This window comes from Serratia sp. K1WW1, from assembly GCF_055790865.1.
The window spans coordinates 2738268-2750588 of the sequence record NZ_CM147697.1; the positions used below are offsets into that span (position 1 = coordinate 2738268).

Annotated in this window: 13 protein-coding genes and 1 other annotated feature; of the genes, 4 read left to right on the top strand and 9 right to left on the bottom strand. The window is 56.0% G+C overall.

What is annotated here, in order from left to right; all coding sequences use genetic code 11:
* The first annotated feature begins 36 nt into the window (after nucleotides 1-36).
* Nucleotides 37-669 (top strand): outer membrane protein OmpW, encoded by a 633-nt coding sequence (ompW, locus tag ACX9GU_RS12405; protein ID WP_024486833.1) that lies wholly within the window; start codon nucleotides 37-39, stop codon nucleotides 667-669.
* 45 nt (nucleotides 670-714) lie between these two features.
* Here ompW and ACX9GU_RS12410 read toward each other — a convergent pair whose 3' ends face one another.
* The 7 genes from ACX9GU_RS12410 to ACX9GU_RS12440 form a co-directional block, all read right to left on the bottom strand.
* Complete coding sequence (locus ACX9GU_RS12410; RefSeq protein ID WP_021806585.1) at nucleotides 715-1029, bottom strand: BON domain-containing protein; 315 nt, start codon at nucleotides 1027-1029, stop codon at nucleotides 715-717.
* 224 nt (nucleotides 1030-1253) lie between these two features.
* On the bottom strand, nucleotides 1254-2060 hold the full coding sequence (gene trpA / locus ACX9GU_RS12415; RefSeq protein WP_021806584.1) for a tryptophan synthase subunit alpha: 807 nt from the start codon (nucleotides 2058-2060) through the stop codon (nucleotides 1254-1256).
* Complete coding sequence (trpB, locus tag ACX9GU_RS12420) at nucleotides 2060-3250, bottom strand: tryptophan synthase subunit beta (protein WP_021181249.1); 1191 nt, start codon at nucleotides 3248-3250, stop codon at nucleotides 2060-2062. The genes trpA and trpB overlap by 1 nt, the downstream gene beginning before the upstream one ends.
* Nucleotides 3251-3288: 38 nt before the next feature.
* Entirely contained in the window at nucleotides 3289-4650 is a 1362-nt protein-coding gene (gene trpCF / locus ACX9GU_RS12425) for a bifunctional indole-3-glycerol-phosphate synthase TrpC/phosphoribosylanthranilate isomerase TrpF (protein WP_473195169.1), read from the bottom strand.
* A gap of 3 nt (nucleotides 4651-4653) precedes the next feature.
* Nucleotides 4654-5652: an anthranilate phosphoribosyltransferase gene (gene trpD, locus ACX9GU_RS12430; protein ID WP_473194936.1), complete on the bottom strand. Its 999-nt coding sequence runs from the start codon at nucleotides 5650-5652 to the stop codon at nucleotides 4654-4656.
* Nucleotides 5653-5668: 16 nt separating this feature from the next.
* Complete coding sequence (locus tag ACX9GU_RS12435; protein WP_021806581.1) at nucleotides 5669-6250, bottom strand: glutamine amidotransferase-related protein; 582 nt, start codon at nucleotides 6248-6250, stop codon at nucleotides 5669-5671.
* Nucleotides 6250-7809 (bottom strand): anthranilate synthase component 1, encoded by a 1560-nt coding sequence (locus tag ACX9GU_RS12440; RefSeq protein ID WP_473194937.1) that lies wholly within the window; start codon nucleotides 7807-7809, stop codon nucleotides 6250-6252. The genes ACX9GU_RS12435 and ACX9GU_RS12440 overlap by 1 nt, the downstream gene beginning before the upstream one ends.
* A gap of 28 nt (nucleotides 7810-7837) precedes the next feature.
* Nucleotides 7838-7942 (bottom strand) — a sequence feature (Trp leader region).
* A gap of 240 nt (nucleotides 7943-8182) precedes the next feature.
* Between ACX9GU_RS12440 and rnm the strand changes: the two genes are divergently transcribed.
* The 3 genes from rnm (at nucleotide 8183) to rluB (ending at nucleotide 10801) form a co-directional block, all read left to right on the top strand.
* Nucleotides 8183-9070, top strand: coding sequence for an RNase RNM (gene rnm / locus ACX9GU_RS12445; protein ID WP_473194938.1), 888 nt, complete (start codon nucleotides 8183-8185; stop codon nucleotides 9068-9070).
* 48 nt (nucleotides 9071-9118) lie between these two features.
* Complete coding sequence (locus ACX9GU_RS12450; RefSeq protein WP_021181255.1) at nucleotides 9119-9739, top strand: L-threonylcarbamoyladenylate synthase; 621 nt, start codon at nucleotides 9119-9121, stop codon at nucleotides 9737-9739.
* Between the two features lie 153 nt (nucleotides 9740-9892).
* Complete coding sequence (gene rluB / locus ACX9GU_RS12455) at nucleotides 9893-10801, top strand: 23S rRNA pseudouridine(2605) synthase RluB (RefSeq protein ID WP_473194939.1); 909 nt, start codon at nucleotides 9893-9895, stop codon at nucleotides 10799-10801.
* A 47-nt stretch (nucleotides 10802-10848) separates the two neighbouring features.
* Here the strand turns inward: rluB and cobO are convergent, their stop codons facing one another.
* Both cobO and ACX9GU_RS12465 read right to left on the bottom strand, forming a co-directional pair.
* A complete protein-coding gene (cobO, locus tag ACX9GU_RS12460; RefSeq protein WP_021806577.1) occupies nucleotides 10849-11439 on the bottom strand; it encodes a cob(I)yrinic acid a,c-diamide adenosyltransferase in 591 nt (196 codons plus the stop codon).
* A gap of 13 nt (nucleotides 11440-11452) precedes the next feature.
* Complete coding sequence (locus ACX9GU_RS12465; RefSeq protein ID WP_473195170.1) at nucleotides 11453-12214, bottom strand: YciK family oxidoreductase; 762 nt, start codon at nucleotides 12212-12214, stop codon at nucleotides 11453-11455.
* Nucleotides 12215-12321 lie beyond the last annotated feature (107 nt).

The following is a 12321-nucleotide window of genomic DNA, read 5'->3' on the forward strand; positions in this document are numbered from 1 at the left end:
TCATCGGGACTGTAAACCACACAAATGGAATGGATAATGAAAAAGACAACTCTGGTGGTGTTAGGGGCTCTGATGGCTCCTATGGTAGCAAGCGCGCATCAAGCGGGTGATTTCCTGTTCCGTGCAGGGACTGCAACAGTTCGTCCGAATGCGGGCTCGGATAACGTCTTAGGGCTGGGGACGCTCGATGCTAAAAACAACACTCAGCTCGGCCTGACGTTCGGTTATATGGTGACCGACAATATCGGTGTTGAACTGCTGGCAGCTACCCCATTCCGTCATAAAGTTACCTTGGCGGGTCAGGATATTGCAACAGTTCACCAACTGCCGCCAACGCTGATGGCACAGTACTACTTTGGTGACAAGCAGGACAAACTACGCCCTTATCTGGGTGTTGGCGTAAACTACACCACGTTCTTCGATGAGAAGTTCAACGACTACGGTAAAAGCGCGGGTTTAAGCAACCTGGATCTGAAAGATTCTTGGGGTGTTGCTGCCCAGGCGGGGATGGATTACAACCTGGATGAGCACTGGATGCTGAACATGTCGGTCTGGTGGATGAATATCGAAACCAAGACCCGATTTGATGTTGCTGGTGGCCCAAGTCAGAGCATTGATACGCGGCTGGACCCATTTGTGTTTATGTTTGGTGCGGGCTACCGCTTCTAAGCTACGCCGCAATAAGGAGGCGCTGTTCGGCGCCTCCCTCTTTAGTTATTTAATGCGCATATCATTTTCGACAGATTTAACCCCTGCCACGCCGCGAGTCACCTGAACGGCGCGATTGGCATCGGCGCTAGAGCTGACGAAACCGCTTAACTGAACCTTGCCTTTAAAGGTCTCGACGCTGATTTCGGTTGATTTGATGGTTTTATCCGCCAGCAGAGCTGACTTCACCTTGGTAGTGATGACCGTATCGTCGATATAGCCGCCAGTCCCTTCAGATTTTGCCGTTGGAGCGCAGGCAGAAACTGCCATAGCCAAAATTGCCGCCATGCACAGCGCTGAAAGGGTTTTAAATAGCTTCATAAGTGACTCTCCTTGCAAATGTTATTGTTGAAACTACAGGCTGATTTCAATCAGCTAACGGGAACGTATGCACTGAACCACCGAATAAATAGCGGTAAGTATGATTGTGGGGCAGGATGCTGGTTTGTTCAAACTGTTTGCAAAAAATATCTGTAGCAAGACTGAGGGTAAACAAAGTGTTATCACCGGATACCTTTGCAATATCCGGTGATTAAGGGGCGAGATTAAACGCGGGTAGCGGCTTTCATTTCACGTACAAACTTGCCTAGCTTTGCCAACATTTCTGCCGGTTGAGCCAGATTCTGTTCGATGATTTTAACAATAGCCGAACCGGAGATTGCCCCGGCGGCCCCGGCTTGCAACGCATCCTTGACCTGTGAGGGTTCAGAGATGCCAAAGCCTTGCAGCGGTGGCGCCGCATGATACTCGCGCAGCTTATTGACTAGGTGGTGCAGCGGTAACTGCGCCCGGCTTTCCGTGCCTGTTACTCCGGCGCGTGACAGCAGGTAAGTGTAACCCCGGCCGTGGGACGAGATTTCGCGCAGTAAATCCTCATCCGCATTTGGTGGGCAGATATAGATTGGCGCGATGCCGTGGCGAGTTGCTGCCGCGCGGAAAGGCGCGGACTCCTCAAAAGGCACGTCCGCGATCAACACTGAATCTACACCGGCCTGCGCACAGCGCTGATAAAATGCGTCAATGCCGCCGTGGAACACCAGGTTGGCGTACATCAGCAGGCCAATCGGAATATCAGGGTGCTTCTGGCGGATTGCCGCCAGCATTTCAAAACAGTGCGTTGGCGTAACGCCAGAAGCGAAAGCACGCAGTGCTGCACTTTGAATGGTTGGGCCATCGGCCAACGGATCCGAGAAGGGGATCCCCAACTCCAAGGCATCAGCACCGTTCTCCACCAGCGTATCGATAATCTGTAACGATAGCGTCGGGTTTGGGTCGCCGAGGGTGACAAACGGCACGAAGGCGCCTTCTTTATTATTTTCCAACCGTTTGAACAGTTGCTGATAACGTTCCATCAGATTTCTCCCCGTGCTTTCAGAATGTCGTGAACGGTAAATATGTCTTTGTCGCCGCGGCCGGACAGGTTAACCACCAGGATCTGTTCTTTCTGCGGCTCTTCACGGATCATTTTCAGCGCGTGTGCGAGGGCATGGGAAGACTCCAACGCCGGGATAATCCCTTCGTGGCGGGAAAGCGCTTTGAAAGCCTCCAGCGCTTCATCATCGGTGATCGACACGTATTCTGCGCGGCCGATGCTGTTCAGATAGGCGTGCTGCGGGCCAACGGAAGGGAAGTCCAAACCGGCGGAAATCGAGTAAGACTCCTCGATCTGGCCTTCAGAGGTTTGCATCATCGGTGATTTCATACCGAAGTAGATCCCCACCTTGCCATGTTTCAGCGGCGCACCATGCTGGCCGGTTTCGATCCCCAGACCGGCGGGTTCAACGCCGATCAGCCCAACGCTGGCATCATCAATAAAGTCGGCAAACATACCGATGGCGTTGGAACCACCGCCAACGCAGGCCAATACGGCATCCGGCAGACGGCCTTCACGTTCCAGCACCTGAGCTTTGGTTTCTTCACCGATCATGCGTTGGAATTCACGTACGATGGTCGGGAACGGGTGTGGGCCTGCGGCAGTGCCCAGCATGTAGTGGGCCTTATCGTAAGAGCCAGACCAGTCGCGCAGGGCTTCGTTACAGGCATCTTTCAGCGTGGAAGAACCGCTGTGCACCGGGATCACTTCAGCCCCCATCAGGCGCATACGGAATACGTTAGGTGACTGGCGTTCAATGTCCTTGGCACCCATGTAGATACGGCATTTCAGACCGAGCAGGGCGCAGGCCAGTGCAGAGGCTACACCGTGTTGGCCAGCGCCGGTTTCCGCGATGATCTCGGTTTTGCCCATGCGTTTGGCAAGCAGCGCCTGGCCCAATACCTGGTTGGTCTTATGGGCACCGCCGTGCAGCAGATCTTCACGCTTCAGGTAGAGTTTGGTTTTGCTACCGGCAGTCAGGTTTTTGCACAGCGTCAGTGCCGTTGGGCGGCCCGCATAGTTTTTTAGCAGATCGATAAACTCTGCCTGGAACTCAGGGTCACGCTGGGCGCTGACGAAGGCTTCTTCCAGTTGTTTCAAGGCTGGCATCAAAATTTGCGGCACGTACTGACCGCCAAATTCGCCGAAGTAAGGGTTAAGCAGCGTCATTATTTTTCCCGTTATTATCCGTTAAATGAGGTTCGCAATCAGTAGGCGCGCAGGGTTTGGAACACCGCCGCCAGACGCTCGGCATCTTTGATGCCGGGTTGGCTCTCTACGCCAGAGTTGAAATCAAGGCCCGCACAGCCCAGTTGGGCCGCATCTACGCAGTTGTCTGCACTCAGGCCGCCAGCCAGCATCACGTTGTCCAGCGTTTGGCCCTGCAACACCGACCAGTCAAAGCGAACCCCGGTACCGCCAGCGCCGTTATCCAGCAGATAACGATCGACCTGTTGCAGCTCGCGAGCGGGCAGGCTGTCTTTCACGCTCAAGGCTTTCCAGATCTGACAGGTGGCTGGCAGCTCGGCGCGCAGGGCGGTGATATAAGCCTGGTCTTCCGCGCCGTGCAGTTGCACCGCATGCAGACCAAGGCGCTCGGCAGTTTGCGCTACCGTAGCGATCGGCGCATCACAGAAAACGCCCACGTATTTCAACGGCGCTCCAGCGATCACTTCCCTGGCGCGGGCAATGTCCACGTTACGCGGGGAACGGCCAACGAAGATCAGACCGCCGTAGTTGGCACCTGCCTGATAAGCGGCGGCGGCATCTTGCGGCCGGGTCAGGCCACAGACTTTGTTGTCACCGAGGATCACGCGGCGTACCGCGCTGCGCAGGTTGGTTTCCGACATCAACGCGCTGCCGATCAGAAAACCGTTGGCATAGCGGCTGAGTTCACGGATCTGGCGATAGTTATTGATGCCGGACTCGCTGATCACCGTTACGCCATGTGGCACTTTAGGAGCCAGGGTGCGGGTGCGATCCAGATCGATAGACAGATCGCGCAGATCGCGGTTGTTGATGCCAATCACTTTGGCTTCCAGCTGTACTGCACGCTGTAATTCTTCTTCGCTTATCACCTCGGTCAGCACGCCCATATTCAGGCTGTGTGCCACCGCGGCAAGTTGGCGGTACTGTTCGTCATCGAGCACCGACAGCATCAACAGAATGGCGTCGGCCTGGTAGTGACGTGCCAGATAGATTTGGTAAGGATCGATCATAAAGTCCTTACACAGCACCGGCTGGGTCACGGTTTTACTCACCAGCGGCAGAAAATCGAAGCTGCCCTGGAAGTATTGTTCATCGGTCAGCACCGAGATCGCCGAGGCGAAGTCCTTATACACCGAGGCAATTTCCACCGGGTCAAAATTCTCGCGGATCAGCCCCTTGGAAGGAGAGGCTTTTTTGCACTCGAGAATAAATGCCGTTCTGGCGCCTTGTAGCGCATGATAAAAGCTACGCTCGCTTGGCACGATGTCGTTTTGAAAGCTGGCTAATGGCTGTTGTTGCTTACGTGCCGCGACCCACTGCGCCTTGTCACGAACAATCTTGTTGAGCACGGTTTCCTGCATCATTTATCCTCTTGCTGCCAAAGCAGTGACACGCTGGTAAGCCTGCCCACTGTGGATCATTTCCAATGCCTGCTGTGCGTTCTGGCGCAGGTCTTCCTGTCCGAATAGTTTCAGCAACAGTGCGACGTTGGCGGCGACCGCCGCGGCGTGCGCTGGCTCACCTTTACCTTGTAACAACCTTGCCAGAATGTCACGGTTTTCTTCCGGCGACCCACCCAGCAGGGAGCCCAGCGGATGGCTTTCCAACCCAAAAGATTTAGGCGTCAGCTGATAACTTTCAATTTCGCCGTCATTCAGCTCGGCTACGTGAGTGGTGGTGTGGATCGCCACTTCATCCATACCGCCACCGTGTACGACGGCGGCGCGTTGATAACCCAATACGCGCAGGGTTTGGGCGATTGGCAGCACCAGCTCCGGGCTGTAGACCCCAATCAACGCCAACGGTGGGCGAGCCGGGTTAATCAACGGCCCGAGGACGTTGAACACCGTGCGGGTCTTCAGCTGTTGGCGTACCGGCATCGCATGGCGAAAACCGGTGTGATACTGCGGTGCAAACAGGAAACATACGCCTAGTTCATCCAAAGCCTTGCGGGATTCTTCCGCAGGCAGATCCAGACGGATCCCGAAGGCGGCCAACAGATCGGATGAACCGGAACGGCTGGAGACGCTGCGGTTGCCGTGCTTGGCCACCTTTACCCCACAGGCTGCGGCGACAAAGGCGCTGGCCGTGGAAATATTGATACTGTTGGTGCCGTCACCGCCGGTGCCGACGATATCTGCGAAGGCATAGTCCGGGCGGGGGAACGGTAGAGCATCGGCCAAGAGCGCCTTGGCTGCTCCGGCGATTTCTTCCGGGTGCTCACCGCGGATCTTCATGCTGATCAAGGCCGCCGCCAGTTGGCTAGGTTCCAGCTCACCGCGCACGATAGAGCTGAACAGCTGCTGGCTTTCTTCCTGGCTCATCGACTCAGAGCGATACAGTTTTTCAAGAATAGGTTGCATAGTCGGTTCCCCTTGATTATTTCGCCAGCGCCCAGGCCAACGTCTGCTCAAGCAAACGCGCGCCTTGGGTGGTCAGAATGGATTCTGGATGGAATTGGAAACCACATACGCGGTGTTCATCGTGACGCACTGCCATCACCATGTCGCCGAAGCGAGCATTGACGGTCAGCCCTTCAGGGATATTGCTGCCGACCAGCGAATGATAGCGGGCGACCGGCAGCGGGTTGGCCATACCGGCAAACATCCCCTGGTTATCGTGAGTAATGGAAGAAGCCTTGCCGTGCAAGATCTCACCGGCCTGGCCAACGTGGCCGCCATAGGCTTCCACAATTGCCTGATGGCCGAGACAGATCCCGATGATTGGCATCTGGCCGCGCAGGCGTTGCAACAGCTCTGGCATACAACCAGCGTCGGCTGGAGTACCAGGGCCTGGGGACAGCATTAAAATAGGCTGCTCCATCTGTTGCAGGCGAGCGATGATGATCTCGGCGGCAATCTGGTTACGGTAAATGACTACCTGATGACCGCTGGCACGCAGTTGATCGACCAGGTTGTAAGTAAAGGAGTCGACGTTGTCGAGCAGTAAGATATCGGCCATTAGAAAATCTCCTTGGCCTGGTGCGCGCTGGCGATGGCACGCAGCACGGCACGTGCCTTGTTACGGGTTTCATCGGCTTCTGCCTGCGGAACGGAGTCCAGCACCACACCGGCACCGGCCTGCACGGTGGCAACACCGTCCTCAACATACGCGGAACGAATGACAATACAGGTATCGAGATCGCCGTGAGCGGTAAAGTAGCCCACTGCGCCGCCGTAGCTGCCACGACGGGTGCCTTCAGAGGCGGCAATCAGCTGCATGGCGCGTACTTTCGGCGCGCCGCTCAGCGTGCCCATATTCATACAGGCCTGATAGGCATGCAGCACGTCGAGATCGCCACGCAGCTTGCCGACCACGCGGGAGACCAGGTGCATCACGAATGAGTAACGGTCTACCTTGGTCAGGTCGGCAACATAGCGGCTGCCAGCTTCACAGATGCGGGCAAGATCGTTGCGGGCCAGGTCGACCAGCATCAGGTGTTCCGCCAGCTCTTTATGGTCGGTACGCATTTCCAGCTCGATGCGGCTGTCGAGATCCAGATCCAGCGAACCGTCGGCGCGGCGTCCGCGAGGACGAGTACCGGCGATCGGGTAGATTTCAATTTGGCGGCTGGTGGCTTCATATTTCAGCGCGCTTTCCGGCGAGGCGCCGAACAGCGTGAACTCGTCGTCCTGCATAAAGAACATGTAAGGGCTTGGATTGTTTTCCTTCAGCGTCTGGTAAGCCGCCAGCGGGTTAGGGCAAGGCAGAGAGAAGCGACGAGAAGGAACTACCTGGAAAATTTCACCGTGGCGGATCGCCTGCTGCAACTGGCTGACCACCGCGCCGTACTCTTCATCGCTCTGATTGCAGCTTAGCTGCATGTCTTCCAGTTTCTGATGAGGAATGGCGATCGGAGTTTGTTGCAATTGCACCTGAAGCTGTTGGAGACGCTGCTGCAAACGCTGAGTTTCAGCGTGGTCACCGGTAAATACGCTGGCTTGCAAACGGGCCACACCGCGTTGGTGATCCAGCACCAGCAGCGTTTCCGCCAGATAGAAACAGAAGTCTGGGCAACGTTGGTCTTGGCGCAGCTCCGGTAGGTCTTCAAACCCGGCCACCAGGTCATAGGCGAACAGGCCGCCGAGCAACATCGCTTCACGTTCATCGGCTGGCGCATCGACCAGCGTCAGCATCGTGCGCAATGCATCAAACACCGACAATGAACGCAGGCGGGCATCTTCGTCTTGTACCGTATCAATTGCCGGGAAGGTCAGCTCACGGCCATTAGGGCGAGCCTGGATTTGAACGTCGGCAGGCAAGGCTTCATCCAACAGTGGCAGCAGGGCTGCGCCGTTGGCGGTCAACGCCTGAAGGCTGACCTTACGGCCCAAGGCGGTAATGCGCAGGGCACTGTCGACAATCAGCAGGCTTTTCAGGTTTTGCTTGCTGTTGATTTCCGCCGAGTCCAGCAACAGGGTGGCAGGGCGCGCGCCGCACAGCTGATGAAAAATCGCCGTCGGATCGCTGCGGTAACCGGCCTGTGCCGTGAGTAGTGTGAGCTGTGGTTTGATGTTCATCTTCGGTAGTTCCAGTCAAATCTTGTCCATAAAAAAGCCCGCTGTAATGAGCGGGCCTAGGGAATCTGCAGTGTCAGATGACAGGTATGCGTGATTACTCGACCCTTGATTGGGAAGTACGCCACCAGCGAAGAAGAGAAGTGTGCTTAGTCATCATGTTGCTCTCTGTATTTTCATCCAACACGGTTATTGCCGTGAACTTGTGTACTAGTTAACTGGAACAAAGGGGCAATGTCAACTCTCTTTTTGCACAATATGTTAGCGGCTAGCATGAAATTGTTAATCTGATGGGAGCGCCATCGGCAGAATAGATTTCCGTCCGGCCAACCATAGCGGGTATGATAGAAAGCCAAGCCATCGCAGGATATCCCTTTTGACAGACAGCAGCCCACAATCCTCCGCTTTTACCCTGTACGATCTCCACAGCCACACCACCGCTTCGGACGGTTACTTAACGCCGACTCAACTGGTGCAGCGAGCCGTTGAGATGCGCGTAGGTGTGCTGGCTATTACCGATCACGACACCACTAATGGATTGGCAGAGGCTGCGGCCGCGATAGCCGATCTTGCCTTGCCCTTGCAGTTGGTTAACGGCGTGGAGATTTCTACGCTATGGGAAAACCATGAGATCCACATTGTTGGGCTGGGGCTCGATATCACCCATCCGGCGCTGTTAAAGCTGCTGGTCGAACAAACCGAGCGCCGTAATCTGCGGGCGCAAGAAATCGGCGTTCGGTTAGCGAAAGCGCGCATTCCCGATACCTATGCCGGAGCACAACTGCTGGCGGGGGATGGGGCGGTTACCAGAGGGCATTTTGCCCGTTTTCTGGTGCAGCAGGGCGTGGCCGACAATATGGCGCAGGTGTTCAAGAAGTATCTCGCCAAAGGGAAAATCGGCTATGTTCCGCCACAGTGGTGTACAATAGAACAAGCCATTGATGTCATTCATCAATCCGGTGGCCAAGCGGTGATGGCGCATCCGGGCCGTTACGATCTGACGGCAAAATGGCTGAAACGCCTGCTGGCCTATTTTGCCGAACACGGCGGTGATGCGATGGAGGTGGCGCAGTGTCAGCAAGCCCCCCATGAGCGTACGGTGTTGGCTAAATATGCGCAGGACTATCAATTATTGGCGTCTCAGGGTTCGGATTTCCATCAGCCCTGTTCGTGGATTGAGTTGGGGCGCAAACTGTGGTTACCCGGCGGTGTTGAACCGGTTTGGCGCGATTGGCCACAGCCCCAACAGAACTTAGTAGATTGATTTAACGCGGGCGTTGTTTTGCGCGTGCATCATTTTCAGGAGTTAGAGATGAGCCAGCTATTTTATATTCACCCGGACAACCCGCAACCGCGCCTGGTCAATCAGGCCGTAGAGGTGCTGCGCAAGGGCGGCGTGATCGTCTATCCAACAGACTCTGGCTACGCGCTGGGCTGCAAACTTGAAGAGAAGACGGCCTTGGAGCGTATCTGCCGTATTCGCCAGTTGGACGGCAACCACAACTTTACGCTGATGTGCCGCGATCTGTCCGAGCTGTCGACCTATGCCTATGTGGACAATTCGTCGTTTCGCCTGATTAAGAACAATACGCCGGGCAATTACACCTTCATCCTGAAAGCGACCAAAGAAGTCCCTCGCCGCCTGATGAATGACAAGCGTAAAACCATCGGCCTGCGTGTGCCGTCCAACCCGATTGCTCTGGCATTGCTGGAAGTGCTCAATGAGCCAATGATGTCGACCACGCTGATGCTGCCAGGCAATGACTTTGCCGAATCCGATCCGGAAGAGATCAGCGAACACCTTGGCAAGCAGGTGGATCTGGTGATCCACGGCGGTTTCCTGGGCCAGCAGCCAACCACGGTTATCGACCTGACCGAATCCTCCCCGGAAGTGATCCGTGAAGGGGCGGGCGATCCAGCGCCTTTCCGCTAAACTGCCGGACGAAGTCAGTGCCAAGGAGGGATAAAGCCTGTATAATAAGCGGTTGGTTTTGACCAAGTGCTAATCTTTGCGGCCGTCTCTCCTTGCTGAGAGTGGCGGCAAAGTCCCCCCGACGCCTGTGAAGGCGACATTAGAGGTTGCTCAATGAGCGAAAAGTTACAGAAAGTATTAGCGAATGCTGGCCATGGCTCGCGTCGTGAAATAGAAACCATGATTGAGGCAGGTCGCATCAGCGTCGACGGCAAGATCGCCAAACTGGGCGACCGCGTTGAAGTGGTCGCTGGGATGAAAATTCGTCTGGACGGTCACGTTGTCTCGATCAAAGAATCCGAAGAAGCGGTTTGCCGCGTGCTGGCTTATTACAAGCCGGAAGGCGAACTCTGCACCCGTAGCGATCCAGAAGGTCGCCCAACGGTCTTCGACCGCCTGCCAAAGCTACGCGGCTCTCGCTGGGTAGCGGTAGGGCGTTTGGACGTGAATACCTCAGGCTTGCTGCTGTTTACCACTGACGGTGAACTGGCTAACCGCCTGATGCACCCAAGCCGCGAAGTTGAACGCGAATACGCCGTGCGCGTGTTCGGCCAGATCGACGACGAAAAGCTCAAGCAACTGAGCAAAGGTGTCCAACTGGAAGATGGCCCAGCGGCATTCCGCACCATCACCTTCCAGGGTGGTGAAGGGATCAACCAGTGGTACAACGTCACGCTGACCGAAGGCCGTAACCGTGAGGTGCGTCGCCTGTGGGAAGCCGTAGGCGTGCAGGTAAGCCGCTTGATCCGCGTGCGTTACGGCGATATCGATCTGCCAAAAGGCCTGCCTCGTGGCGGCTATACCGAGCTGGATCTGAAGGCGATCAACTATCTGCGTGAGCTGGTGGAACTGCAACCGGAAACTGTCAGCAAACTGCCGGTGGAACGCGATCGCCGCCGTGTGAAGGCCAACCAGATCCGCCGTGCGGTAAAACGTCACAGCCAGGTTGCTCCCGGCAGCCGTCGTGGTACTCCAGGTAGCAGCAAACCGGGTAAACCGGCCAAGTCTTCCAAGCGTAGCTAAATTTATCACCGTGGCCTTGCCTTCTGGCTTGGCCACGGATTATTCATTTACCAGTCAATTCCCTGCTGAGCCTTGATCCCCGCTTCAAACGCGTGTTTCACCGGCCTCATCTCCGTCACGGTATCCGCCAGCTCCAGTAAATCGCGATGACAGCCACGCCCGGTGATAATCACCGTCTGGTGTGCAGGACGCTGCTCAAGGGCTTCCAGCACCTCTGACAGCTCTAAATAGCCGTAGGTGACCATATAGGTCAACTCGTCCATCAGCACTAGATCCAGGCTGCTGTCGGCCAGCATTCGTTTACCGTGTTGCCAGACGGCCTGACAGGCGGCGGTATCGCTTTCCCTATCCTGGGTTTCCCAGGTAAAGCCGGTTGCCATTACCTGAAACTCCACGCCGTGCTGTTGCAGCAGGTTTTTCTCACCGTTGGGCCATTGGCCTTTGATAAACTGGATCACTCCGGCCTTCATCCCGTGGCCGACAGCGCGGGTGACGGTGCCAAAGGCGGCAGTGGTCTTGCCTTTGCCATTGCCGGTAAAGACCAGCAACAGACCGCGGGTTTCCTGCGCGGCGGCAATGCGGGCATCCACCTGTTCTTTCAGCCGTTGCTGGCGTTGTTGGTGACGATCTTCAGCCATATTAAAAGCTTCCTTATTCGGCAGCGCCGGGTTTACGGTTGGGCTGAGCATCGAAGCTCATGCCGGTTTTACGGCGGCTGTCATCGCCCATCAAATACAGATACAACGGCATGATATCGGCCGGTGTTTTCAGCTTGTTTTTGTCTTCCTGCGGGAATGCAGATGCACGCATTTTAGTGCGAGTTCCGCCAGGATTGATGCAATTTACCCGCAAGTTACGGTTTTTATACTCATCGGCCAATACCTGCATCATCCCTTCGGTAGCAAACTTGGAAACGGCATAGGCCCCCCAGCCAGCACGGCCGGTGCGGCCGACGCTGGAGCTGGTGAACACCAACGATCCCGCATTTGATTTCAGCAGCAACGGCAGCAGCGCCTGGGTAAGCATGAAGGTGGCATTCACGTTGACCTGCATCACTTCGTTCCACATGGTCATCGAAAGCTCGGCCATTGGGGCGATGTCGCCCAACAGACCAGCGTTTTGCAATACGCCGTCCAGACGTGGCACCTTGGTGGCCAAGTCTTCCGCCAGGGTTTGGCACTGCTCTGGCGTGGTGTGTAACAAATCCAGCGTAACGATATGCGTCGGGGCGCGGGAGATAGCGGCAATTTCGGCTTGGACGGCCTGCAGTTTGCTTTCCGTGCGGCCAAGAAGCACTAGCTGTGCGCCGTAACGGGCATAAGTCAGCGCCGCTTCACGACCAATGCCGTCGCCCGCCCCGGTGACCAGAATAATTCGTTGTTCGAGCAGATCCTGCTTAGGTTGGTAATGCACAATATTTCCTCGCGCCTGGTTGGCGGCTCCTGCGCTATGGCTGGGAGCTTGGGTGGATTGCGGATCGCTGGCAGGAGCAGGGTTGCTCAACCACAATGGCGATCCGC

What these genes read in the sequence shown, in the direction of transcription:
- ompW (WP_024486833.1), top strand. Translation starts at nt 37, where the DNA reads ATGAAAAAGACAACTCTGGTGGTGTTAGGGGCTCTGATGGCTCCTATG.
- ACX9GU_RS12410 (WP_021806585.1), bottom strand. Translation starts at nt 1,029, where the DNA reads ATGAAGCTATTTAAAACCCTTTCAGCGCTGTGCATGGCGGCAATTTTG.
- trpA (WP_021806584.1), bottom strand. Translation starts at nt 2,060, where the DNA reads ATGGAACGTTATCAGCAACTGTTCAAACGGTTGGAAAATAATAAAGAA.
- trpB (WP_021181249.1), bottom strand. Translation starts at nt 3,250, where the DNA reads ATGACGCTGCTTAACCCTTACTTCGGCGAATTTGGCGGTCAGTACGTG.
- trpCF (WP_473195169.1), bottom strand. Translation starts at nt 4,650, where the DNA reads ATGCAGGAAACCGTGCTCAACAAGATTGTTCGTGACAAGGCGCAGTGG.
- trpD (WP_473194936.1), bottom strand. Translation starts at nt 5,652, where the DNA reads ATGCAACCTATTCTTGAAAAACTGTATCGCTCTGAGTCGATGAGCCAG.
- ACX9GU_RS12435 (WP_021806581.1), bottom strand. Translation starts at nt 6,250, where the DNA reads ATGGCCGATATCTTACTGCTCGACAACGTCGACTCCTTTACTTACAAC.
- ACX9GU_RS12440 (WP_473194937.1), bottom strand. Translation starts at nt 7,809, where the DNA reads ATGAACATCAAACCACAGCTCACACTACTCACGGCACAGGCCGGTTAC.
- ACX9GU_RS12450 (WP_021181255.1), top strand. Translation starts at nt 9,119, where the DNA reads ATGAGCCAGCTATTTTATATTCACCCGGACAACCCGCAACCGCGCCTG.
- rluB (WP_473194939.1), top strand. Translation starts at nt 9,893, where the DNA reads ATGAGCGAAAAGTTACAGAAAGTATTAGCGAATGCTGGCCATGGCTCG.
- cobO (WP_021806577.1), bottom strand. Translation starts at nt 11,439, where the DNA reads ATGGCTGAAGATCGTCACCAACAACGCCAGCAACGGCTGAAAGAACAG.